Source organism: Alkalimonas delamerensis, from assembly GCF_030717955.1.
GTDB lineage: Bacteria > Pseudomonadota > Gammaproteobacteria > Enterobacterales > Alteromonadaceae > Alkalimonas > Alkalimonas delamerensis.
Window position 1 is genome coordinate 203,184 of record NZ_JAUZVY010000001.1, and the last position, 24,050, is coordinate 227,233.

The window sequence follows — 24,050 nt, forward strand, 5'->3', positions numbered from 1 at the left end:
AGTAAGGAAAGTTTAATTTAATCAGCTGGTTGAGTTTTTGTGCTCTACTCTGCACCGTGGCAATGCACTGTTTTGGTGCTGCTATTCGCCATCTTGGTGCGTTTTAGTCTGGCATAATTTCCGCCGGATGCCAGTCAGGACGCTTTGATGTTGGAAAAAAATCCGACTTTAGTTCTTCTTTTTCTTGAAACAGAGTAGAATATGCGCCCTTGTTTACAAAGTTTGTTGTTTGCCTGGTGGTCATCTGACGGTCACAGGGTGCTACAGAGGAAAGAAAAAGCATGAGCGTTACCGCGACCGATATTCAGAAATTACGCAACGTTGCTATCATTGCGCACGTTGACCACGGCAAAACCACCCTGGTAGATAAACTGCTGCAGCAGTCTGGCACCTTTGATGAGCGTGCCAAGTTGCAAGAGCGGGTGATGGACTCCAACGATCAGGAAAAAGAGCGGGGTATTACCATTCTGGCGAAAAACACTTCGGTGCGCTGGAACGATTACCACATCAATATTCTGGATACACCGGGACACGCCGACTTTGGTGGCGAAGTGGAGCGGGTTTTATCGATGGCCGATTCGGTCCTGCTGCTGGTCGACGCGGTGGATGGCCCAATGCCACAAACTCGTTTTGTCACCCAAAAGGCCTTTGCTCATGGTTTGAAGCCGATTGTGGTGGTCAACAAGATTGACCGTCCTGGTGCCCGGTCGGACTGGGTCATCGACCAGGTGTTTGATCTGTTTGATAACCTGGGCGCGACCGATGAGCAGCTGGACTTCCCAATTGTTTACGCCTCTGCTCTCAATGGTTGGGCCACGCTGGATCACAGCGAGCCAAAAACCGACATGACCGAGTTGTTCCAGGCCATCGTTGATAACGTGACGCCGCCAGATGTGGACCCGTCAGGTGACACCCAGCTGCAAGTTTCGCAGCTCGACTACTCCAGCTACCTGGGAATTATCGGTATTGGTCGGATCAAACGCGGTACCTTGCGTCCTAACCAGCAAGTCACCATCATTGGGGCTGATGGCAAAAAACGCAATGGCAAAGTCGGTCAGGTCTTTGGTTACCTTGGCCTGGAGCGCATCGACACCACCGAAGCAACGGCGGGCGATATTGTTGCCTTTACCGGCCTGGGTGAGCTGAAAATCTCCGACACCATTTGTGCGCCTTCTGCGGTAGAAGCCTTGCCAGCGTTAACGGTCGATGAGCCGACCGTGACCATGACTTTTCAGGTCAACACCTCACCCTTCGCAGGCAAAGAAGGCAAGTTTGTCACTTCGCGCCAAATTCTGGAGCGGTTGCAAAACGAGCTCAAGCACAACGTGGCATTGCGGGTGCAAGAGACCGAAGATGGCGATAAGTTCCGGGTTTCAGGTCGCGGCGAATTGCACCTGGGCGTGTTGATTGAGAGCATGCGTCGTGAAGGCTTTGAGCTGGCGGTATCGCGGCCGGAAGTGATCATGAAGACCGTCGATGGCGTTAAAATGGAGCCTTATGAGCAGTTAACCGTAGACTGCGAAGAAGAGCATCAAGGCGCTGTGATGGAAAAAATGGGCGAGCGTAAAGCCGAGATGACCAACATGCAGCCGGACGGCAAAGGTCGGGTACGGATGGACTTCGTGGTACCAAGCCGTGGCTTGATTGGTTTCCGTACCGAGTTTATTACGCTCACCTCTGGTACTGGCCTGATGTACCACAGCTTTGATCATTATGGTGAGTTCAAAGGCGGCACCATTGGTCTGCGCAACAATGGCGTCATGATCTCCAATGCCATGGGCAAAGCAGCCGGTTATGCCATTTACTCGCTGCAAGAGCGCGGCCGGATGTTTATTGGCCATGCTGAAGAAGTCTACGAAGGCCAGGTGATTGGTATTCATAGCCGCAGCAACGATTTAACGGTGAACTGTTTAAAAGGCAAGCAGCTGACCAACGTACGGGCATCCGGTACCGATGAGGCCATCAACCTGGTACCACCGATCCGCTACACGCTGGAGCAAGCGCTGGAGTTTATTGATGACGACGAGTTGGTGGAAGTGACCCCAGCCTCTATCCGTATTCGTAAGCGCCACCTGACGGAAAATGAGCGTAAACGCGCCAGTCGTCAGTCAGGGGCTTGATAAGCGTCTGATTCACGAATGAAACCAGCTTGAAAAGCCGGGAACTGACTGGTCAGTTCTCGGCTTTTTTTATACACTGACATCAAATCGAAGGCCAAGGAGTGCGCTGTGCCGCTCATTAAATGGCGTGAGTTTCTCAATGCCAGTCCTCAGTTTATCAAAGGTTACATTCAGCGGTGTCAGCAAGACCAGATTAATCTGGTCGGCGGCTATCTGGCCTACATCTCGTTGTTATCGCTGGTACCTTTCATTGCCGTGATGTTTTCGATGCTGAGTGCTTTTCCCATGTTTGCCGAGTTTCGCCAGAGCATGGAAAACCTGCTGTACGCCAATGTGGTGCCGTCGCGTGGCGATGAAATCAAAGATTACGTCAATGAGTTTATTGGCAATACCCGTGGCATGACCACGGTAGGGATCAGTGCCTTGATCGTGGTGGCGCTGTTGCTGATCCACAACATCGATAAAACGCTGAATAAAATTTGGCGTATTAATAAGCGTCCAAGACCCGTCATTTCCTTTTCGATTTACTGGATGATATTAACGCTAGGGCCGATTTTGTTTGGTACCTCCATCGCAGTGAGCTCCTATCTGGTGACTTTAACCCAGTTTGCCGAGGACTTTACGCCGGGACTGTCCAGTTTTTTGTTGGGCCTGGTGCCTTATCTGATGTCGCTGCTGGCATTTTGCATTTTGTATCTGGTGGTGCCGAATACCAAGGTACGGATCCGCCATGCCTTCTTCGGCGGTTTGTTGGCGATGCTGTTGTTTGAGCTGCTGAAGTACGGCTTTGCGCTGTACATTACGCACTTCCCATCTTATCAGGTAATTTACGGCGCTCTGGCGCTGGTGCCCATTTTGTTTGTCTGGGTCTATTTGTGTTGGCTGGTGGTGCTGATTGGAGCAGAACTCACCGCCTATTTAAAAGATTGGGAAGGTTTGGCAGAAACAGATTGTTGCGATGAACCTCAGCCGGAGGAGGCGTCATGAAAGCGTTAATTCAGCGTGTCAACTCGGCCAGTGTCACCGTCGCTGGCCAACAAAGAGCGGCCATCGAACAGGGATTGCTGGTCCTGTTAGGGGTTGAGCAGCAGGATACAGAGCTAAGCGCCGCTTTGCTCGCTGACAAAGTCTGCAAGTACCGCCTCTTTAGTGATGCGCAAGGCAAAATGAACCTGAATGTGCAGCAAATTAAAGGTGAGATGTTGGTGGTATCGCAGTTTACTCTGGCTGCCGATACCCGCTCAGGCTTACGGCCCAGCTTTTCGCAGGCAGCGGCTCCTGAACAAGCCGAGCACCTGTACCTGCACTTTGTCGAGCGCTGTAAGGAGCACAACCTGCCGGTAGCGACCGGGCAATTTGCCGCAGACATGCAGGTTGCGCTGGTCAACGATGGCCCTGTCACCTTTTTACTGGATACGGATCAGCACTAAGTCATGACCATTCGTCTGCAAACACCTGTCAGTGAGGCTGACTGGCACGCTTACTATCAATTTCGCTGGCAACAGCTGCGCCAGCCTTGGGGACAACCGCCGGGCTCTGAACGCGATGCGCTTGAAGCAAACAGTCATCACTGCATGCTGCGCCATGGTGAGCAGGTGGTGGGGGTGGGACGCCTGCATCAATTGGATGAGCGCCAGGCGCAAATTCGTTACATGGCGGTGGCAGCGGACTACCAGGGCCAGCAGCTGGGCGCTCGCTTGGTGGCAGCGCTGGAGCAACAGGCGCATCAGCTTGGTTGCTCCGAGGTGGTGCTCAATGCCCGGCACAGCGCGGTTGGCTTTTACCAGCGGCTTGGTTACGGCGTGATTTCAGAGGCAGCAAGCCAGTTTGGTATACCGCATTACCGGATGCAGCGCTGGTTATGTCTGCCAGGTTCGGCTGCGCTCTGGCAACAGCGTTGCGACGATTTGCAGCAAAGCTGGCATCGGCAAATTCCGCTCAGTCATTTTATGCAGCTGGATATCGGCGCTTTTGATGGCACCGAGTTGCGTTGCCAGGCGCCGCTGGGGCCCAATATCAATCTGCACGGCACCATGTTTGCTGGCAGCCTGTACAGCCTGGCAACGCTCACCGGTTGGGGATTGCTGCACTTGCAACTGAAGGCGCTGGCGCTGGAGGCCGATCTGGTACTGGCTGATGCACAGATCCGTTATCTAAAGCCGATGCAGCACTGCCCAACCGCCCGCACTTCGCTGCTGGAGGCCAAAGGCGACCTAACGGTTTTGCGCCAGGGCAAGCATGCCAGTCAGCGTATTGCGGTGGAGCTACTCAGTGACGACAAAGTAGTAGCGCGATTTGATGGCCATTACAAAGCATTGGTTCCAAGGAAATAGTATGAAGATCATCGTGGTGGGCTGTGGCTGGTTAGGCCAGCAGCTGCTCCCTGTGCTGCTGGCCGAAGGGCATCAAGTGCTGGCGACCCGTCGCTCAGCAGAAGCGCTGCAAGGATTTGCGCCAGAGGTAACCAGCAAGGTACTGCGCTTGCCCCTGCAACCCGAAGATGACGCTGCGCAGCGGCAAGACTTTTCACAAGCGGTGGTGATTTGCGCCATTACACCCGGTTGGCGCAAGCAAGGCGGCGAGGGTTATCTGGCGAGTCTGGCTTCGCTGGCGCAGTTGATGAAACAAAGCGGCAGCCTGGCTTGCATCCACTTTAGCTCGACCGGGGTCTACCAGGGCCTTGCTGGTGAGGTGGATGAACAATCAGCCATCATGCAGGACGACGACAAAGCCAGTTTGCTTTATCAGGGGGAGCAAATCCTTAGCTCGATGCTGCCTACCTGTACTTTGCGTTTGGGTGGATTGATGGGGCCTGGACGACACCCCGGTAATTTTGTGCGAAGTGGCTTGTTGGCTGATCCCGATGGACCGGTGAATATGGTGCACAGCGAGGATGTGGTTCGAGCCGTACTTCTGCTGTTGCAACAACAGCATTGGCCGGCTGTATTCAATCTGTGCTGCCCTGATGCTGTCAGCCGGCGGCAGTTTTATCAGCGAGCGAGGGCGCTCAGTGGGCAGCCGGTTTTGGTTGAAGGCGAGACCAGCACTGCAGCGCGGCGGGTGCTTGCATCCGCGATAACGGCACAGCTTGGTTTTCAGTACCGTTACTCCTCTGCGCTGAATGCACTGACGAATTTGGCTTAAAAATGCACTGTTTCGTAACTTTATCAGATTGCTGCTGACTTTATCGGAGATTTATCAGGCTTTTGTCAGGATTTGATGGCCGCAACTGCACATAATGAGTGCAGTTTTTGCTTCTCAGGAATGAGTTATGTTACGCAGTCAATGGTTGTTGTTGTCCACCATTAGTACCTTGCTAGGGATTGTTGCAGGGGCTTGTTATTTGTTGTTTTCTGAACATTCCATCGTGTTTTCCCAATCGGCTCTGGTGCTCTCAGAGTTTTGGTCTACATTCCTGTTGTGGGCCTTTGTTCTGCTGTTTGTGTCGGCTTTGATGTTTAATTTGCTTGCCTTCATCGAAATGGACTCCGGCACCCGCTGGCGTGTGTTATCGAACCGATTGCAAGGCGAGCAGGGTCGGCTCGAACAGCAGGAGTTTTTTTTCACGCGTTTAAAGCAGCAAATGCAGCAACAGGGAAAGCTTTTGCCGGTACTGGATGATGGCAGTGAAGTGTTTTTTTGGCAGCATTCCGTCGGTAAAACCCTGGTGTACTTCTATCCCGATGCAGACAACATGGTCACCATCGAGTGTCTACGTGATCAATTTCAGCAGATGTTGAGTTATGACTGTGCTCAAGGCATGCTTATTAGTTTTCAAGGCTTTACCAGTCAGGCTCGGATCTTTGCCCGTGAAGCCAACATTGAACTGATCGAGTACCAGCCAGATACACAGCAACAGGTTCGTCGGCTGTCAACGCTGGCGCAACCGGAAGGCCGCACTGGCTTGCTCCAACTCTGAAGCCAGCCGCGTCACATCCTCGCTGTGCGCCTGGGTGCTGCTGGCTTTTTCGGTACTGTTTTGAGCCAGCTTCACCACCACGTCCATTGTTTGATTGATCTGCTCACCCTGTTGCAGCTGAAGCGCTGTGGCATCCGCAATGCTGGCATTGATTTGATGCATTTGCTCGATGGCATGGTGGATGTGCTGCAAAGCAGCCAGCAGCGTCTGATTTTCTTCCACGCACTGATTGGCATCCTGGTTGCCTTGTTGCACCGCCTGAACCGCTGCCTTGGTACCCTGCTGCAAAGCTTCAATCATCTGCTGAATATCCTGAGTTGCTTGCTGTGTGCGTCCGGCCAAAGTACGGACTTCATCGGCTACAACCGCAAAGCCCCGGCCCGCCTCACCGGCTCTGGCTGCTTCAATCGCCGCATTCAGTGCCAGTAAGTTGGTTTGTTCGGCAATGCTGCCAATGGTGTCCAGAATACTGCCTATCTGCGAGGTTTGTTGATTGACCTGAGCCATTAGCTCGTCAATACGATTAAGCTGCTGGGCCAGGTGGCCAATGCGCTCGTTGTTGCGAGTCGACAATTGATTGACCTGATGGTTGTGTTCCATGCCTTGCTGCATTTCCTGCACGGCCTGTGTGGCCTGCTCTGCAATGTGTTGGCTTTGCTCGCTTAGTTGATGGGTGCTGTTATTGACGCTGGCGATCTGGTTGGTTTGTTGCTGCAGCGCCTGACGGATATCCTGCACATCCAAACCGGAGCGCTGGGCACTCTGGTTCAGTTCGCTGGCATCGCGCTGGATCCGATGCACCAGGCCACTTAAGGCTTCCACCAATTGGTTGACGTTCGCAGCCAGCTTACCAAATTCATCGTCCCGCTGAATGTTCAGCCGCTCAGTCAAATCGCCTTGCGCCATCACACCCAGTACCCGGTTGATTCTGGCCAGTGGCTGCAGCATAGCCCGAATGGTGACCCAGGCAATGGCGGTGGCCAGCGCAATCAGGATGAGCAGAATAAGGCCATTGCGCCAGTTGCCTTGTGAAATGGTGCGACTGACCGCTTGTTGCAGCTGGCTCAGTTGCTGGTCTGCTTCCTGTGCGACCTGCTGCAAAGCGCTCATAGCGCCCTGAAAGGCTTGCTCTGCCAATTGCAATTGCTGACGAGCTTGTTGCTGCTGCTCCAGCCGTGTTACTTGCAAGCGAAGCAACTGTTGCTCTGTTAGCAAAGCGTTCTCCAGTTGCTGCAGCTCAGCAAGAAAATCCTGCCATAAACCACCACTGTCAACGTTCGCCAGCAGCTGTGCCAGAAAGTCGATATTGACCTGCATATCGCTAAAGGCAAAACTGATGTTGTCCTCACTGCGTTGCAGCTGCTCAAGCTCGGTGGCATTGGCGACTTCCCGCAGGGTATTGATGAGGCCCAGCAATTGGCCATCAATGCGACTGGCGCTGCCTTCAATCAACTCCAAAGTGTCCTGCTCAACGCCATCGAGATAAGACAAGTCCAACAGCAAGGCCCCGAGCGCATCCAGCTGCTGCTCCAGCTGCATAAATAGCTGCTGCACCTGATCCCGGCTTTGCTCCACCGCCAGTCTGTGTTCGAACATAGCGGTTGCCGCGCTTCGGTAGTCCCGGCTTTGCTCATCGGCTTGCTGCAAACTTTGCTGCAGCCGTTGTTGTTGATTGCTCAGTGCCTGCGCCAGCTGCACTAGTTTTTGCAATTCTGCGTCGGCTTGTTGGAACAGAGTTTGTTGCTGCGCGATCAGGGCAGGCTCATCGCCGGTAAAGCCTTGGGTACTGGCATTGGCCATTCGAAGCAACTGAATTTGCGATTGATTGCTGAGCTGCTGCACGGGAATGGCGCGTTCGTTGACATTACGGTTGGATGCTTCAATGGAAGCAAAACTAAACAGAGCCGAGCCGCTGGCTACCACCAGTAACAAGCCTATAAGGCCGAAGCCAAGAATAATGCGATGGGCAATGGTCAGTGTCATGGTAAGGTCTCAGCCTGGTTTGATTTTTTTATTATAGCTGGTCCTGACCTTAGCAAATTTTGTACAACTGGTCTAGCCAGATAAAGAGGTAGTAAGTGTGCTCTGGAGCTATCAAGAAGACCCAGGCCCACTGCAGTGGACCTGGGCGTGAGCGCTTACAGGCTGGGCAGCATGGCCGCAGGCAGCAGCTTGCTTAAACAGCCACTGGCCAGCAGCTCGGCGGCGGCCTTGATATCCGGCGCGAAGTAGCGATCTTCGGCATAAAAGCTGACCTGCTCGCGCAACAGCGCCCGGGCCTGCTCCAGCCGCTCGGTGGATTTGAGCGGTGCGCGAAAATCCAGCCCCTGCACCGAAGCCAGGTATTCGACGGCCAATACACCACGGGTATTGTCGGCCATCTGGGCCAGCCGCCGGGCGGCGAAGGTCGCCATCGAGACATGATCTTCCTGATTGGCTGAGGTGGGCAGGCTGTCGACACTGGCCGGGTGCGCCAGCGACTTGTTTTCCGATGCCAAAGCCGCCGAAGTAACCTGGGCAATCATAAAGCCGCTGTTAACACCGCCATTGTTGACCAAAAAGGCCGGCAGTTTGCTTAAGCTGGCATCAATCAGCAGTGCCATCCGCCGCTCGGACAAAGAGCCGACTTCGGCAATCGCCAGCGCCAGATTATCGGCCGCCATTGCCACCGGCTCGGCGTGGAAGTTGCCACCGGAGAGAATGTCGCCTTCATCGGCAAACACCAGCGGGTTGTCGGTGACGCCATTGGCTTCGGTTTCCAGCACCACAGCCGCCTGACGGATTTGCGTTAAGCAAGCGCCCATCACTTGTGGCTGACAACGCAGGCTGTAGGGATCCTGCACCTTTTCACAATCCTGATGCGAGTCCCCAAGCTCAGAGCGCTCAGTCAGCAGATGGCGGTAAATGGCAGCGGCATCGATCTGCCCCTGCTGACCACGGATGGCATGAATGCGGGCATCAAACGGCGAGCGGCTGCCAAGAGCGGCTTCCACACTGAGTGCACCAATCACGCTGGCCGCAGCAAACAAGTCTTCGGCTTTAAACAGACCTTCCAGCGCCAGGGCGGTGGAGGCTTGGGTGCCGTTTAGCAGCGCCAGACCTTCTTTGGCCGCCAGTACTACAGGCGCAAGGCCTGTCAGTTGCAAGCCTTCTTTGGCTGGCAGTTGCTTGCCCTGATAACGCACCTCGCCTTCGCCAATCAGCGGCAGCACCATGTGCGCCAGCGGCGCCAAATCGCCGGAGGCACCGACCGAGCCCTGGGCTGGAATGCAGGGATACACGCCTTGATTGATCATGGCAATCATCGCATCGATGATTTCTGGTCGGATCCCCGAATAGCCACGCGACAGGGAGTTGACCTTTAAAATCATCATCAGCCGCACCGTCTGATCGGCCATCAGCTCACCATAGCCAGCCGCGTGCGACAACACAATGGAGCGCTGCAGCAATTCCAGCTGATCCGGGGCTATCTTGGTATTGGCCAACAGGCCAAAACCGGTATTGATGCCATAGACGGTTTTGCCTTTGGCCAGCACATCGGCCACGGTTTTGGCCGAGGCTGCAATCGCCGGGTAAGCTGCTTTATCCAGGGCAATGGCCTGGTCATTTTGCCACAGCTGGCGCAATTGGCTCAGGCTGAGCTGGCCGGGTGTCAAGGTAAATGGGGTGGTCATGGCTTACTCCTTGGTGCTCAGCATCGGTAAATCCAGCCCTTGTTCGCGGGCGCAGTTTTGGGCAATGTCGTAGCCGGCATCGGCATGGCGCATCACGCCGGTACCCGGATCGTTCCACAGCACCCGGCCCAGTCGTTTGGCGGCCGCTTCGGTGCCATCGGCCACGATTACCACACCTGAGTGCTGGCTGTAGCCCATGCCGACACCACCACCGTGGTGCAGCGAGACCCAGCTGGCGCCACCGGCGGTGTTTAGCAAGGCGTTCAGTAGTGGCCAGTCGGAGACGGCATCCGAGCCATCCAGCATGGCTTCGGTTTCACGGTTCGGGCTGGCAACGGAGCCGGAGTCCAGATGGTCACGGCCGATCACGATAGGGGCTTTCAGCTCGCCACTTTTCACCATCTCGTTAAAGGCCAGCGCAATGCGGGCGCGATCTTTTAAGCCGATCCAGCAGATGCGGGCTGGTAGACCCTGGAAGTGGATTTTCTCACGCGCCATATCCAGCCAGTGGTGCAGGTGCGGGTTGTCCGGGATCAGCTCTTTGACTTTTTGGTCGGTCTTGTAAATGTCTTCCGGATCGCCCGACAGCGCCACCCAGCGAAATGGCCCAACGCCCTCACAAAACAGCGGCCGGATGTAGGCTGGCACAAAGCCCGGGTAGTCAAAGGCATTCTGCACGCCTTCGTCCTTGGCCATCTGGCGGATGTTGTTGCCGTAATCGACCGCGACCGCGCCTTTGCTCTGCATATCGAGCGTGGCCTGAACTTGCACCGCCATTGACTGCTTGGCGGCTTTGACCACCTGCTCCGGGTTTTGCAGGCGACGCCCGGCGGCTTCGCTCATGCTCCAGCCTTGTGGCAGGTACCCATTCAGTGGGTCGTGGGCGGAGGTTTGATCGGTCACCACATCCGGGATGATGTTGCGCTCTACCAGCTCGGCAAAGACATCGGCGGCATTGGCCAACAAACCAATGGAGGTCGGCTTGCCGGAGGCTTTGGCTTGCTCCAGCAGCTGCAGCGCCTGATCCAGGCTGGTGGCTTTGACATCGACGTAACCGGTGCGAAGGCGGAAATCAATGCGGCTTTCATCCACTTCACAGGCAATCATATGAAAACCGGCCATGGTGCCGGCCAGTGGCTGAGCCCCGCCCATGCCGCCCAGGCCTCCGGTCAGGATCCATTTGCCGCTGGCATCGCCATTGAAATGCTGTTTGGCCATGGCGACAAAGGTCTCGTAAGTGCCTTGTACGATGCCTTGGGATCCAATGTAAATCCAGGAGCCGGCAGTCATCTGGCCGTACATCATCAGGCCTTTTTTATCAAGCTCGTTAAAGTGCTCCCAGTTGGCCCAGGCCGGTACCAGATTGGAGTTGGCAATCAGCACCCGGGGCGCATCCGGGTGAGTGGGAAAGACACCGACCGGCTTGCCACTTTGCACCAGCAAGGTCTGGTCGTCTTCCAGCCGGTCCAGCACTTCAACAATTTTATCGAAGCAGGCCCAGTCGCGGGCCGCCCGGCCGATACCGCCGTACACCACCAGCGATTGCGGGTGTTCGGCCACATCCGGGTCCAGGTTGTTCATCAGCATGCGTTTGGCGGCTTCGGTCAGCCAGCTTTTGGCGGTTTTCTCCGCGCCTCTGGTTGCGCGGATCACCCGGCTGTTATCGATACGTGGATCAGACATCATGAGCTCCTGGTTGCGCCTGCTGGCGCGAAATTTAAATGGCCCCCGAGCCGGTAACGGCTGCCCGGGGAGGTCAGATACGCCAGGCTGACAGCACCATCGCGGCTAAAAGTGCGACGGGTCAGGCGCAGGCAGGGTTCGGGTTTTTTCAATTGCAAATGCTGGCAGGTGAAGCTATCCGGCAAGATGGCTTCCACCGTATGCTCCGCCTCGGTCAGCGGTGCCACCTGGCTTAAATACAGGTGCGGCGTGATGGCAGAAAAATCCTGCGCCATGTAATCCGGAACTTGCCGTGGATTGACGTAACGGGCTTCCAGCTGCAGCGGTTGGCGGTCTTCAAAATGCACAATCAGTGAGAAAAACACCCGCTCGTTGTGCTTTAAACCCAGCGCCGCCGCCACGGTGGCCGGGCAGGGCAGCTCGGTCAGCTGGAGCAGCTCGGCCCGGTAGCTGTGACCGCGGCTGTGGATTTCATCGGCAATGTTGCGAATTTCCAGCAAGGAGGATTGCGATTTCAGTGCCGCAACAAAGCTGCCCACACCCTGGGTGCGGTACAAAATGCCTTGCTCGGTCAGCTCTTGCAGCGCACGGCGCGCGGTCATCCGGCTTACGGCAAACTGCTCGGCCAGCTCGTTTTCGGATGGGACCCGGCTGTGCTCGGGCCAGGCACCGATTTCGATCTGCGTCAGCATAAAATCTTTGATTTCGGCAAATTTGGCGACGGCCATGCGGTGGCGATCCCTTGGTGGCAACGGTTGCTGATAAAAATAGCCGATCTTGGTTGTATATACAAGTTTTTGCGGTACACTATTTTTATCAAAACAGCACTGAATTGATTCCGGAGTAGCTTAATGACTGAATTTGATGCGGTTTGGCTCAATGCCAATCTGGCCACCATGCAAGCCGGCAGCGAACCCTATGGCGCCATCACCGATGGTGCTATTGCTGTGAGAGATGGCCGTATTGCCTGGCTGGGCCCGAAAAGTGAACTGCCCGCCTTTGATGCGCTTAGTACCCCTTTGTACGATGTGCAGGGGCAGTGGCTTCTGCCGGGGCTGATCGATTGCCATACCCACTTGGTCTATGGTGGCAACCGGGCCAATGAGTTTGAAATGCGGCTGCAAGGCGCCAGCTATGAGGCCATTGCCAAAGCCGGGGGCGGTATTCGCGCAACCGTTAACGCCACCCGTGAGGCCAGTGCCGAGCAGCTGTTTGTGCTTGGCAAAGACCGGCTCAATGCCTTGCTGTCGCAAGGGGTGACCGAAGTAGAAATTAAATCCGGCTACGGGCTGGACTTGGCCAGCGAGCAAAAAATGCTGCAGGTGGCGCGTGAGCTGGCGGTGCATCACCCCATTCGTATCCATACCACCTTTTTAGGGGCTCATGCCCTGCCGCCGGAATTTAGCGACAGCGATGCCTACATCGATTACCTGTGCCAGACCATGTTGCCCGAGCTGCACCGCCAGCAGTTGATTGATGCGGTCGATGTGTTTTGCGAAGGTATCGGCTTTAGCGTCGAACAAAGCCGCAGGCTGTTCGAAACCGCCAAAACGCTGGGATTACCGGTCAAAGCCCATGCCGAGCAGTTGTCCAACCTCGGCGGCAGTGCACTGGTGGCCGAGTTTGGCGGTCTGTCGGCCGATCACATTGAGTATCTGGATGAGGCCGGTGTGCAGGCGATGGCGAAAGCCGGTACCGTGGCGGTACTGCTGCCGGGTGCTTTTTACTTTTTAAAAGAAACCAAAAAACCACCGATTGAGCTGTTGCGCCGGTATCAGGTGCCAATGGCGGTTGCGACCGATCTCAACCCAGGTACCTCGCCGCTGTGCAATCTGCCGCTGATGCTGAATATGGCCTGCACCTTCTTTGCGCTAACCCCGGAAGAAGCTTTGCTTGGCGTGACCCGTCATGCCGCGACAGCGCTGGGTATCCGTGATGCAGGCACCCTGGCCATTGGCAGCAAAGCCAACTTTGGCTGTTATGCCATCAGCCAGCCGGCGGAGCTGGTGTATCAGCAGGGGGTGAATTCCTTGCGGCAATTGGTGATCGCAGGGCAGGCGGTGCCACTTTAAAGGGCTTTACAATTAATGCCAGCCAGCTATGCTCGTTTTATCAAGACGAACGAGTTGTTTGGCATGGGTGTTCTGGTAGGGCTGTTGTTGCTGTTGTGGACTGCTGCTGTGCAGGCCGAGTCGTTGGGGAGTTTCAGCGTGGAAACTGCCTGGCCGCTGTTGCTGGTCGTGTTGCTGGCACTGGTCGTTTGGTTGGGCTGGAAAGTAAGGCAATTGCAGCAGCGCCTGGCTGATAAAAATCAGGCGCAGAATGGCGATTACACCCTATGGCACGACGAGGTCACAGGCTTTCCCAACAAACAGTTGCTGCGCCAGCAACTGCAGCCTCTACTGCAACAAGCAGAGCAAAAGCACTATGGGCTGCTGTTGGTCAAAATTACCCATTTTGAGCAAATTAACGAAGCGCTCGGTTATCAGAACAGCAATCTGTTGCTGATGCAGCTGGCCCACCGCATCAATGCCTTGCTGCAGCCGCATGAGAACCTGCTTTGTCTGGAGTGGCGTGAAGAAAAAGCCATTCGACTTTGTCATTTGGGTGGTGTTGATTTTGTTGCCTGGGTTGATGTCAGCAATAAGCCGCATCTGGCAGAGCAGCTGGCCAAGCAGGTGGAGCAATCCATCTCGGAACCATTGATGTTGCAAAGCAGCGCGATGAATGTGCAGTTGGTCACTGGCATTGCCTGTTACCCGGAGCACGGCAGCCAGTTGAATGAATTGCTGGAGCATGCTTTTTTAGCCTTGCAGCACCATCGTTGGCAGGCGCCGAATAATCCGATGTTTGATCCTGAGCTGTTGTCCTACACCGACAACAAGTTACGGCTGATGGCGGAGCTGCGTCAGGGCATAGAACAGAATCAGCTGCTGCTTTATGTTCAGCCTCAGATAGACTTGCAGCAACGCCAATTGCTGGCCGCAGAGGTCCTGGTGCGCTGGCAGCACCCCAGGTTGGGATTGCTGGCGCCGGAATACTTTCTCGAGATGGCGGAGCAACTCGGAGTGGTGTACTCCATGACCGAATGGGTACTGCAGCACAGTGTGGCTGCTCTGGCCGAGCTGAAAGCGGTCTACCCGAGTCTGAAGCTGGCAGTGAATTTGTCCAGTAAAGATCTGCTGCAAGCTGAGTTGATCGACTACCTACAAAGCTTGTTGGAGCAGCATCAGGTCAAACCAGCGTCTTTGGTGTTGGAGCTAAGCGAGCAAACCCTGGCCGATGATCCGGTACAGGCCCTGACCATGCTGCAACGTTTGGAGCAGCTTGGTGTGGAGCTGGCACTGGATGACTTTGGCACCGGCTTTTCATCGCTGTTTTACTTACGACAGCTTCCTATCAGTCATGTCAAAATCGATTGCAGCTTTATCAATGACCTGCACAAGAGCGATGCACACATCGCCATCGCTGGCGCCATTATTGATATCGCCCGCAACTTAAAGTTGGAAGTGGTGGCTGAAGGCATCGAAGAGCAGGAGGTGGAGCAAAAGCTGCTACGGATGGGCTGCACCCGGGGGCAGGGTTTCTACTATTCCCGGCCCTTTGAACTAAAAGGTCTGGTACCCTGGCTTAAACAGTGGCAGCAATCGTCTGCGCCTCGAGCTTAGCCCTGGCTTGCAAAAAGGCGTAGCAGAGACTACTGAGTACCTGACCACTGTGTGCCAGTCCGGCTTCAACCCCTGCCGGGTGACGGCTGGGTGCTGCTTCAGCCAGGTGCAGATAGCGGCAACGGGGCAGTTGCGCCAGCTGGTAGATGTAACGCTCGGCAGCCTGAACGGTTACGCCGCTGCTGGTAAAGGCGCTGACCGGCATCAGCTCGATGCTGTCGGTATCGAGTTCAATGCCGATGGCTCCTTCCGAGTTGGCGACAAAATCGACACAACGATCCAGCGCTTCGGGCCAACTCAGCTCTTCTCGCGGGCTTAGCGCCTGCAGGCTGATCCACTCGACCTCTGCTTGCCTCATCGCATCCAAACTGGCCTGGTTATTCTTTAATTCATGCAAACCCAGCACAAAGTATTTGTCCAGCAGTTGTTCGGCTTTGGCATAGCTGAAGCCATTGCCGCTGTGACGGCCTTCTTGCGGGCGAAAATCGGCATGGGGATCCAGATTGGCGCAACTGACCGGCTGACCACTTTGCTGGGCCAGAGCTTTAATCAGGGGATAGGCATTGTTATGACCACCGCCAATCACCAGCAGATCAAAACCGGCAGCAAACAAAGGTGCTACGGCATCCTCCACCCGCTGATCCAGCGCAGCGCATAGCTGGCGCAGTTGGCTCAGCTGCTCTGGCTGCTGCGGATCCAATGCCTGGCTTTGTTGCAGCAGATCCTGGCAGTCGACTTCGCCTGCCAGCAGCACAGGGCCAAAGGCCTCACTAAATTGGTTGGCTTGCAGGTTCAGCCAGACCTTCAAAAAGGCTTGCCAACCGAGTTCAGCACCACCTTTACCCAGGTTGCCTCTGGGGCCGATATCTTCCGGGATGCCAAGGATGGCAAAGCGGGCTCCCTGGGCTCGAGCTTGCTGCAAGGTCTGATGCAGTGGCAGACTGGGATCGGGCAACAGCAGCTGCTGAGCAAGACGTTGCTCATTCGGTCGAGTGCTGCTCCAGGCGGCCAGCTCGGCCGCGGTGTAGATGCGTAACGCCATGCTTTACTCGATATCCAAGGGATCGGGCGATAAGATAATGCCGGTGTTATCGGCGTACAAATGGTCGTCTGGTAAGAAGGTGACACCGGCAAAATTCACCGGCACATCAATGTCGCCAAAGCCTTTGTCGTCGGCTCCCACCGGAATGGCATTAATGGCTTGCACGCCGACATCAAAATCTTCCAGGGTATCGACATCGCGCACACAGCCGTAACAGACGATGCCTTCCCAGCCCTGACTGGTGGCCAGCGCAATCAAGTCAGCATCCAGCAAAGCCCGACGTGTTGAGCCGCCGCCGTCAATCAGCAAGACCTTGCCGACACCAGGCTCGGATAGAACCTGGCGGATAACCCCATTGTCTTCAAAGCATTTGATGGTTCGCACCTGACCGCCAAAAGAGCGACGGCCGCCATAGTTGCTAAAAATGGGTTCGACCACATCAATGGAATCGGCGTACAGGTCACAAAGTTCAGAGGTGTTGTATTCCATCAGGTGCTCCGGATAAACAGCGAGGGGGTTGCCCTTAGTATAACGACCTTCCACCACAGCTCAAGCCGAACTTGCTGACTGCTTTGGCTTTTGTTTGTGGTGGATCAAGCTGTTGGGTGGTTTTTATGCAACTTTTTTTTGGTGGTTGTGCGCACTTTGCAATAGGTCTGACTATGCTTGTGCATGAACCTTGTTATTCTCTAAGCAAATGGAGTCGGTATGTTTCGACAATTCAGTATCAAGCAGCGTTTGTTGGCCAATGGCCTGGCGCTTGTTATGGCCATGTTGGTGATGCTTGGTTTGCTGTTTTATCAAAGCAGCCAATTGACCAGTCTGGCGCAGGCGCAGGAAACGGTTCAACGGTTGAACACCGATGTGTTGATGTTCCGCCGGCATGAAAAAGATTTCTTGTTGCGATTCGAATTGCGTTATCTGGAACGGATGCAGCAGCACTATGGGGCGATGCAACAACAAGCCGACTCATTGGATGCCTTGTTGCAACAGCATCGGATTGACCGTGGCCCTTTGCTTGAATTCCAACGCGATACTGAACGTTATCAGCAAAGTTTTACGGCGCTGGTGCGACAATACCAACAGATGGGTTTAACACCGGAGCAGGGGCTGCAAGGCGAGCTTCGCCATGCGGCTCAGCAGATAGAAAATCTACTGCAACAGCGTGGTGATGATCGTTTAATGGCGCAGCTGTTGCAACTGCGCCGGCATGAAAAAGATTTTTTATTGCGCCGCGATGCCGATTACTACCAGCGCTTTGGCCAGACCTTTCAGCAAATGCAAGCTTTGATGCAGTCGTTGGATGCTGTTGAGCGCCAGCAAGTTCAGCGGTTGGCCGCAGACTACCAGCAAGCCTTTGCCAATCTGGTTTCGGCGTATCAGCAGGCTGGTCTTGATCAAAATTCAGGCTTGCAGGGCGAGATGCGCCGCGCCATTCATGCCACCGAGCAAAGCTTGCAGCAATTGTCGCAAGCGACCGGTCAGGCCATTGCCAGCTCGGTCTCTCAAACGCAATGGTTGGCGCTTAGCTTCTTTGTGTTGGTATTGGGGGTGGTGTTGACTCTGGTCTTTATGACCAGCCGCAGTATTCTGCAGCCAATATTGGCAGTGTGCCAGACGGTTGGGCTGGTGCGGCAGGACAATGATTTTCGTCAGCGCATTCAGGTCGATGGTAAGGATGAAATGACGGCCCTGGCACAGGATGTGAATGGCATGATTGCGGACTTCCAGGATTTGGTCAACAACGTCAACCAGGCGCTGGATATGTTGGATACAGCTACCCAGCAACTGGCAAAATCGACCAATGAAACCAGCGATGGCATGCAGTTGCAGCAGCAAGAGAGCGATATGGTAGCGACCGCGGTTACGGAAATGGGGGCGACCATCAATGAAATTGCTGGTAATACCGAAAGTACTGCCGATAAAGCCAGCACCACCAATGACAACGCCAAGCACGGTCAACAGGAGGTGGAAAAAACAGTCGCCGGCATCCAGCAATTGTCGACCGAATTGCAGGATGCAACCCAGGTGGTGGAAGCGCTGGAGCAGGACAGTCAGACCATTGGCTCCGTGCTGGATGTGATCCGGGGCATTGCCGAGCAGACCAACTTGCTGGCGCTGAATGCAGCCATTGAAGCAGCCCGTGCCGGTGAGCAGGGCCGTGGCTTTGCGGTGGTGGCGGACGAGGTTCGAAACCTTGCGATGCGCACTCAGGAGTCCACCCGGCAAATTGAGCAAATCATCGGTGGTTTGCAGGGCCGTACCAAAGACATCGTTCAGGTGATGCTGCATTGCCGTGAACAGGGCTTATCCAGTGCCGAGCAGGCGCAATTGGCCCGGCAGCTGCTGGAACAAATTACCGAAGATGTCAGCGGCATTATGGACATGACCACTCAGATAGCTGCGGCCATCGAAGAGCAAAGTCAGGTGGCAGCAGAAGTGAACCAAAATGTGGTGAAAATTCGCGATATTTCGGTGCAGTCCTATCAGCATGCTCAGCACAATGCAGAAATCAGCGAAGAAGTTGCCATGCAGGCGGCCCGTTTGCATCAGACGGTGGATCGCTTTAAAGCCTGAGTTGACAAATTCAGGGACAGCTCTATAGTCAAGTAGTTGAATATTTAGGGACAATGGAATGCGACCAGGGCTGGTACTCTGTAGTTTATTGGCAGCTTGGGCCTTTGCTGAGCCACTTAAAGTTGTGACCTCACCGATGGCACCCTACCAGATGCAGCAAAACGGTGAGGTCAGTGGCAGCAACACCCTTTGGGTGCGCCAGTTGCTGGAAGAGGCTGAACTAACCGCGGATTTTGCGCTCTACCCCTGGCCCAGGGCCTATCAATTGGCATCGTCTGAACCCAATGTGTTGATTTATGCGTTGGCTCGCACTCCAGATCGGGAAGCGATGTTTCATTGGGTGGCGCCGATAGCGAGTTTTGAGCACGCGCTGCTGGTGCGAGCCAGTCAGCGGTCGTCGTTGCAACAGCGCTTGCAGCAAGGCGATACCCTGGTGTTGGCTGTGCCGCGCGATCATGTGGCGCTGCGTTTTGTGCAGTATTTGCCAGAAGCGGAACAGCTCGATATTTTTTACACCGCCAGTACCGATGAAGCGATGCGGTTATTGCTGAATGGGCGGGTGGATGCGGTGCTGGAAAATCCACAGTTGACTTCCGCTTTGGTGGCCAGCCACCCGCAATCGGCCGATGCGGTGCAAGTGCTGCTGTCGATCCCCGCATCCAGATCCACCGCCTACCTGGCTGCCAGCAAAGCCACCGATGAGGCATTGATTCAACGCTTGCAACGAGCATTTCAGCGACTGCATGGAAAAGCCCCCGATTGAGGGCGCCGCCAAATTCAGCTCACTTCGGCGCGTCGGCATCGAAAAAACGAATAGGGACCTGCTGTTGCTTCGCCTGGGCTTCCTTTAGACGTTGTTGATACTGCTGCCACAAGGCTTGCTGTTGGCTTGCCAGCTGGTGCAGGTAGTCAAAGTGGTAGATGCCGCTGCGGTGACCATCATCAAAATGAATGCAGACCCCATAGTGACCGCTTGGCTCCAGCTGGTGGATGCCAACCTGGGCTTTACCCTGCACCAGCACCGGCTTGCCATGCCCCCGTACCTCGGCTGAGGGCGAGTGTACCCGCAAAAACTCGGCCGACAGGCTGGCAGTGCTGCCGTCGGCAAAGTACAGTTCCAGCTGCTTGCTGCGCTTTCGGTAATGCAGCTTGGTCAGTTGGGGGCTGCTGCTCATGGCTACAGGATAAAGCGGCTTAAGTCTTCATCCTGCACCAGGGCATCCAGGTGCTGATCGACATAAGCACCATCAACCACTACCGTCTGACCGGCATGATCGGCCGCTTCATACGAGATTTCATCCAGCAAACGCTCCATCACGGTGTACAAGCGACGGGCACCGATGTTTTCGGTCTTTTCATTGACATGAAAAGCTGCATCGGCCAGTTTACGAATGCCGTCTTTGGTAAACTCCAGCTTGACCCCTTCGGTCGCCAGCATGGCAATGCTTTGTTCGGTCAGTGAAGCCTTAGGCTCGGTCAATACCCGCTCAAAGTCATCGGCAGTGAGCGCCGATAGCTCGACCCGAATCGGCAAGCGGCCTTGCAGCTCAGGCACCAGATCCGATGGTTTGCTCATCTGAAAAGCGCCGGAAGCGATAAACAGAATGTGATCGGTTTTGATCATGCCATGCTTGGTGTTGACGGTGCAGCCTTCGATGAGCGGCAGCAGATCGCGCTGCACCCCTTCGCGGGAGACATCCGGCCCACCGGCATTTTCCCGCTTGCAGATTTTGTCGACTTCATCGAGAAAAACAATGCCGTTTTGCTCGACCAGTTCAACCGCTTGCAACTTTAACTCTTCCGGGTTGACCAGCCGGCTGGCTTCTTCTTCCGTTAACAGTTTAAAGGCATCTTTGATCTTAAGTTTGCGTTTTTTCTTGCGCTCGGTGCCGAGGTTTTGAAACATGCTTTGCAGCTGTGAGGTCATTTCCTCCATGCCCGGTGGGGTCATGATCTCGATGCCCAGTTGAGGCTGCGCTATGTCAATCTCGATTTCTTTGTCGTCGAGCTGGCCTTCGCGCAGTTTTTTGCGAAACACCTGGCGGGTGTTGCTGTCTTCTGCCGGCTTATCGTCTTGCCAGTTGTCACGGGCGCGTGGCAGCAGTGCATCCAGAATACGCTCTTCGGCGGCTTCTTCAGCCCGGTACTGGTTTTTGGCGATTTCCTGCTCGCGCAGCATCTTGACCGCACTGTCGGCCAGATCGCGGATAATGCTCTCGACATCCTTGCCGACATAGCCCACCTCGGTGAATTTGGTGGCTTCTACTTTGATAAAAGGGGCATTGGCCAGCTTGGCCAGGCGGCGGGCAATTTCGGTTTTGCCGACACCGGTCGGGCCTATCATCAGAATATTTTTTGGCGTCACTTCCTGGCGCAGCGCTTCAGGCAGCTGCATCCGGCGCCAGCGGTTTCGCAGCGCAATGGCAACAGCGCGTTTGGCCTGATGCTGGCCTATGATGTGCCGATCCAGCTCGTGCACTATTTCTCTGGGGGTCATATCGGACATAAGGTAACCTGCTTATAGCTGTTCAATGGTGTGGTGCTGGTTGGTAAAGACGCAAATGTTGCCAGCGATGGTCAGACTTTTTTCCACAATATCATTCGCGGACAGTTCGGTATTTTCCAGCAAGGCGGTTGCGGCCGCCTGGGCAAAAGGGCCGCCGCTGCCAATGGCAATCAAGTCATGCTCGGGCTGAATCACATCGCCGTTGCCGGTGATGATCAACGAGCTGTTGGCATCGGCAACCGCCAGCAAGGCTTCGAGACGGCGCAGCATGCGATCGGTGCGCCAGTCTTTCGCCAGCTCGACGGCGGCGCGCATCAGGTGGCCCTGGTGCATCTCCAGTTTGGCTTCAAAGCGTTCAAACAGGGTAAAGGCGTCGGCGGTGCCGCCGGCAAAGCCAGCCAGCACTTTGTTTTGGTAAAGGCGGCGTACTTTGCGGGCATTGCCTTTCATTACGGTATTGCCAAGCGAAACCTGGCCATCGCCGCCCAGTGCGACCTGGCCATTGCGGCGAACAGAAACGATGGTAGTCATGAGGAGCCCTTAGTGGCAGTTCAGATAACGGCTATCTGAGGGCTCCATGCTTGCTTTTCAAGGGTGCTTGCTAGTTCCAGTTCCAGATTTGGCAACTGTTGATGCCGTTGCGGCGCAAGCGGTTGCGATCGGCTTCGGCCTGACGACGACTGTCGTAAGGGCCTAACACCACCCGGTACCAGACGCCGTTGCTGCCTTCGGTGCGGCGAATGCTGGATGAAAAACCGGCAAACGCAATTTGTGCCCGCATCGCATCGGCTTGCTCTTCGCTGCGAAACGAAGCGCACTGCATCTGAAAGGGGCCGCGCGACTCAAGCTCCCGTACTTCCACCGCCACTTCACGGTTTTCCAACTCACGAATGTATTGAAACGGCTCTTCGGTCGGTCGCTCTGGCAAGGGATCTTTTTCCACTTCAACCACCGGGGCAGCTGGTGTACTAACCGGCTCTTGCTGGTTGATGGTCCACAAAAACCAGCCAAACAGCAGCATCAAGCCTGCCGTCACCGACAGCAACAACCAGGGAAACGGCGCTTTGGCCGGCGCTTTTTTGCGAGGCTTGGCTTTTGGGCGGGCGGTTTTTACATAATCACGTCGTGGCATGAGCGCCGGGACCTCCTACAGCAATTCAGCCGCCATTCTAGCGGTTTAAGAGGCAACAGTGCAATCGACAACCTTACAACAGCTCAGCCAATAAGCTAAGCCTATGAAAGAACCGCTAAAGGTTCAAAACGTATTGAGGCTGTCTGTGGTTGCTTCATCAAATAATGTCATCAAGGGTCTTACTTGATCCGGATCCGCCAATGCGGCTGCAAGGTTGGCAATGTCTTCAGCCAGCGGGCGATCCTTTTGCAAAGGCGCTGCAAAGTCGCGAACCCAGCCGCAGAGCGTTTGCGAGGCATGGCTAAGCACTTCGCGGTTTTTTAACTCGGCGCCCTGCGCCAGGATAAGAGCTTCAATTGCTAAGATCTGATAGAGCTGGGTTAAACTAATGCTGGCACGCCTAGCTGCGATGGTGCCTAAGGGGACTATATCCTGGTTGTCGGCATTGGTTGGGATCGACTGGATGGAAGCAGGCATGGCCTGGCTACGAAGCTCCGCGACCAATGATGTAGCGCAGACTTGGGCTCCCATAAAGCCACTATGCAAACCGGTATCCTGTGGTTGCATAAAGGCAGGTAAGCCTTTATTTTTCAACGGGTCGGTAATACGTGCAATCCGACGTTCGCTGTAAAGTGCCATTTGGATCAGGGCATTGTTCAGGTGGTCACTGGCAAAAGCCAAGTGTTGGCCAAAGAAGTTGCCGCCATGCAGTACCAGTTGTTCATCCACCAGCAGCAGCGGGTTATCAGTCACTGAGCCGATTTCAATACGCACTGTACTGGCATGCTGACTGACTACGTCCAGCACGGCTCCTAACGCCTGTGGTGCACAGCGCAAGGTATAAGAATCCTGTAGCAGTGGACGGTTTTGCGCGATATCCTCTGACATTTCCGCCAGTCGTTCGGGGGTTGCTTGCCAGGGCGTTAACGCCTGACTACTGGCCGATAGCGACCAGAGCCAGCGGTGCAGTTGTTGCTGACCAGGGTGAGGCCTTAGTTTACCAATGGCTGGATGAAAGGCTTCACGATGACCTGTCAACAGCTCTGAGTAGAGCAACACCAGCAAGGTGCTCAGCTTCACGGCTCGCTCTGCAGCGGTAGCGTTTAAAGCTGCAATACCAGCGGTTGCTGAGGTGCCATTAACTAAGGCAATGGCATCTTTGCCATGCAATACCAGTGGTTGCCAACCGAGCTGCTGATGTGCTGTGGCACTCTCTATCCAGGAGCCGCCATTGATACTGACACGGCCGCCGCCACTGAGTGCACGTGCCAAATGCGCCAGTGGGGTTAAATCGCCGCTGGCGCCGACTGTTCCTTGCGACGGTATCTCAGGCACGACATCTGCCGTTAGCCAGGCTTGCATGCGTTGCAGCAATGCGGGGTTAGCCCCCGAGTGACCAAGCGCCAGGCTGGCGATACGGGCGACCATCATGGCGCGGACATGCTGGCGCGCCAGCGGTTTACCTACACCACTGCAAAGATGGTACACCAGGTTTTGTTGCAACTGTGCCGACTGCCTTGGGTCCACCTCCGTGGTTGCTAAGGGGCCATAGCCTGTGGTGACACCATAAATACGCTGGCGTTTGGTGATGCCATCCAGCAGAAACTGATGTGCTTCAGACACTGTTTGTTGTTGTGCCTCAGACAAAACCAAGGTTTGGCGGCCAAGAGCAATGGCCTCAATGGCTTCAAGCGTGAACTGCTCATCGTGCATAGCATTTTTTCCTTGG

At 55.1% G+C, this 24,050-nt stretch carries 21 protein-coding genes; 10 read left to right on the forward strand and 11 right to left on the reverse strand.

Annotated elements, in window-relative coordinates; translation table 11 throughout:
* The first annotated feature begins 281 nt into the window (after positions 1 to 281).
* The 6 genes from typA (at position 282) to Q3O59_RS00970 (ending at position 6,039) form a co-directional block, all read left to right on the forward strand.
* Positions 282 to 2,120 (forward strand): translational GTPase TypA, encoded by a 1,839-nt coding sequence (typA, locus tag Q3O59_RS00945; RefSeq protein ID WP_305943817.1) that lies wholly within the window; start codon positions 282 to 284, stop codon positions 2,118 to 2,120.
* Positions 2,121 to 2,228: 108 nt separating this feature from the next.
* Complete coding sequence (locus Q3O59_RS00950; RefSeq protein WP_305943818.1) at positions 2,229 to 3,107, forward strand: virulence factor BrkB family protein; 879 nt, start codon at positions 2,229 to 2,231, stop codon at positions 3,105 to 3,107.
* Positions 3,104 to 3,550 (forward strand): D-aminoacyl-tRNA deacylase, encoded by a 447-nt coding sequence (gene dtd, locus Q3O59_RS00955; RefSeq protein ID WP_305943819.1) that lies wholly within the window; start codon positions 3,104 to 3,106, stop codon positions 3,548 to 3,550. The genes Q3O59_RS00950 and dtd overlap by 4 nt, the downstream gene beginning before the upstream one ends.
* A gap of 3 nt (positions 3,551 to 3,553) precedes the next feature.
* Positions 3,554 to 4,453, forward strand: a complete 900-nt coding sequence (locus Q3O59_RS00960) for a bifunctional GNAT family N-acetyltransferase/hotdog fold thioesterase (protein WP_305943820.1) — start codon at positions 3,554 to 3,556, stop codon at positions 4,451 to 4,453.
* A 1-nt stretch (position 4,454) separates the two neighbouring features.
* Positions 4,455 to 5,264: an NAD(P)H-binding protein gene (locus tag Q3O59_RS00965; protein ID WP_305943821.1), complete on the forward strand. Its 810-nt coding sequence runs from the start codon at positions 4,455 to 4,457 to the stop codon at positions 5,262 to 5,264.
* A 127-nt stretch (positions 5,265 to 5,391) separates the two neighbouring features.
* On the forward strand, positions 5,392 to 6,039 hold the full coding sequence (locus tag Q3O59_RS00970; protein WP_305943822.1) for a restriction endonuclease: 648 nt from the start codon (positions 5,392 to 5,394) through the stop codon (positions 6,037 to 6,039).
* Here the strand turns inward: Q3O59_RS00970 and Q3O59_RS00975 are convergent.
* From Q3O59_RS00975 to hutC, 4 genes are all read right to left on the reverse strand, one after another.
* Entirely contained in the window at positions 5,992 to 8,022 is a 2,031-nt protein-coding gene (locus Q3O59_RS00975) for a methyl-accepting chemotaxis protein (RefSeq protein ID WP_305943823.1), read from the reverse strand. The two genes, Q3O59_RS00970 and Q3O59_RS00975, sit on opposite strands and share 48 nt — an antisense overlap.
* A 155-nt stretch (positions 8,023 to 8,177) precedes the next feature.
* Positions 8,178 to 9,713, reverse strand: coding sequence for a histidine ammonia-lyase (gene hutH / locus Q3O59_RS00980; RefSeq protein WP_305943824.1), 1,536 nt, complete (start codon positions 9,711 to 9,713; stop codon positions 8,178 to 8,180).
* Between the two features lie 3 nt (positions 9,714 to 9,716).
* A complete protein-coding gene (gene hutU, locus Q3O59_RS00985) occupies positions 9,717 to 11,396 on the reverse strand; it encodes a urocanate hydratase (protein WP_305943825.1) in 1,680 nt (559 codons plus the stop codon).
* Positions 11,396 to 12,124, reverse strand: a complete 729-nt coding sequence (gene hutC / locus Q3O59_RS00990) for a histidine utilization transcriptional repressor HutC (protein ID WP_305943826.1) — start codon at positions 12,122 to 12,124, stop codon at positions 11,396 to 11,398. Before hutC ends, hutU begins: the two co-directional genes overlap by 1 nt.
* Before the next feature lie 123 nt (positions 12,125 to 12,247).
* Here hutC and hutI point away from each other — a divergent pair, with 123 nt between their 5' ends.
* Together hutI and Q3O59_RS01000 are read left to right on the forward strand one after the other, a co-directional pair.
* The gene (gene hutI, locus Q3O59_RS00995) at positions 12,248 to 13,468 is read left to right on the forward strand and encodes an imidazolonepropionase (protein WP_305943827.1); all 1,221 of its coding nucleotides are present in this window, start codon (positions 12,248 to 12,250) and stop codon (positions 13,466 to 13,468) included.
* Between the two features lie 15 nt (positions 13,469 to 13,483).
* On the forward strand, positions 13,484 to 15,064 hold the full coding sequence (locus Q3O59_RS01000) for a putative bifunctional diguanylate cyclase/phosphodiesterase (RefSeq protein ID WP_305943828.1): 1,581 nt from the start codon (positions 13,484 to 13,486) through the stop codon (positions 15,062 to 15,064).
* On the opposite strand, the gene Q3O59_RS01005 is transcribed toward Q3O59_RS01000, so the two are convergent.
* Both Q3O59_RS01005 and rraA read right to left on the reverse strand, forming a co-directional pair.
* Entirely contained in the window at positions 15,027 to 16,106 is a 1,080-nt protein-coding gene (locus tag Q3O59_RS01005) for a formimidoylglutamase (protein WP_305943829.1), read from the reverse strand. The two genes, Q3O59_RS01000 and Q3O59_RS01005, sit on opposite strands and share 38 nt — an antisense overlap.
* Before the next feature lie 3 nt (positions 16,107 to 16,109).
* Positions 16,110 to 16,595, reverse strand: a complete 486-nt coding sequence (gene rraA / locus Q3O59_RS01010) for a ribonuclease E activity regulator RraA (protein WP_305943830.1) — start codon at positions 16,593 to 16,595, stop codon at positions 16,110 to 16,112.
* Positions 16,596 to 16,814: 219 nt separating this feature from the next.
* On the opposite strand from rraA, the gene Q3O59_RS01015 reads away from it, so the two are divergent.
* Both Q3O59_RS01015 and Q3O59_RS01020 read left to right on the forward strand, forming a co-directional pair.
* The gene (locus Q3O59_RS01015; RefSeq protein ID WP_305943831.1) at positions 16,815 to 18,683 is read left to right on the forward strand and encodes a methyl-accepting chemotaxis protein; all 1,869 of its coding nucleotides are present in this window, start codon (positions 16,815 to 16,817) and stop codon (positions 18,681 to 18,683) included.
* Between the two features lie 58 nt (positions 18,684 to 18,741).
* On the forward strand, positions 18,742 to 19,446 hold the full coding sequence (locus Q3O59_RS01020; RefSeq protein WP_305943832.1) for a substrate-binding periplasmic protein: 705 nt from the start codon (positions 18,742 to 18,744) through the stop codon (positions 19,444 to 19,446).
* A 19-nt stretch (positions 19,447 to 19,465) separates the two neighbouring features.
* Here Q3O59_RS01020 and Q3O59_RS01025 read toward each other — a convergent pair whose 3' ends face one another.
* The 5 genes from Q3O59_RS01025 to Q3O59_RS01045 all read right to left on the reverse strand — a co-directional run bounded on the left by Q3O59_RS01025 (position 19,466) and on the right by Q3O59_RS01045 (position 24,034).
* Positions 19,466 to 19,858: a gamma-butyrobetaine hydroxylase family protein gene (locus tag Q3O59_RS01025; RefSeq protein ID WP_305943833.1), complete on the reverse strand. Its 393-nt coding sequence runs from the start codon at positions 19,856 to 19,858 to the stop codon at positions 19,466 to 19,468.
* A 2-nt stretch (positions 19,859 to 19,860) separates the two neighbouring features.
* Positions 19,861 to 21,189, reverse strand: coding sequence for an ATP-dependent protease ATPase subunit HslU (gene hslU, locus Q3O59_RS01030; RefSeq protein WP_305943834.1), 1,329 nt, complete (start codon positions 21,187 to 21,189; stop codon positions 19,861 to 19,863).
* 12 nt (positions 21,190 to 21,201) lie between these two features.
* Positions 21,202 to 21,720 carry an ATP-dependent protease subunit HslV gene (gene hslV, locus Q3O59_RS01035; protein WP_305943835.1) on the reverse strand — a complete coding sequence of 173 codons (519 nt, stop codon included), beginning with the start codon at positions 21,718 to 21,720 and terminating at the stop codon, positions 21,202 to 21,204.
* A gap of 70 nt (positions 21,721 to 21,790) precedes the next feature.
* Positions 21,791 to 22,321, reverse strand: coding sequence for an SPOR domain-containing protein (locus Q3O59_RS01040; RefSeq protein WP_228593424.1), 531 nt, complete (start codon positions 22,319 to 22,321; stop codon positions 21,791 to 21,793).
* Positions 22,322 to 22,444: 123 nt separating this feature from the next.
* A complete protein-coding gene (locus tag Q3O59_RS01045; RefSeq protein ID WP_305943836.1) occupies positions 22,445 to 24,034 on the reverse strand; it encodes an HAL/PAL/TAL family ammonia-lyase in 1,590 nt (529 codons plus the stop codon).
* Positions 24,035 to 24,050 lie beyond the last annotated feature (16 nt).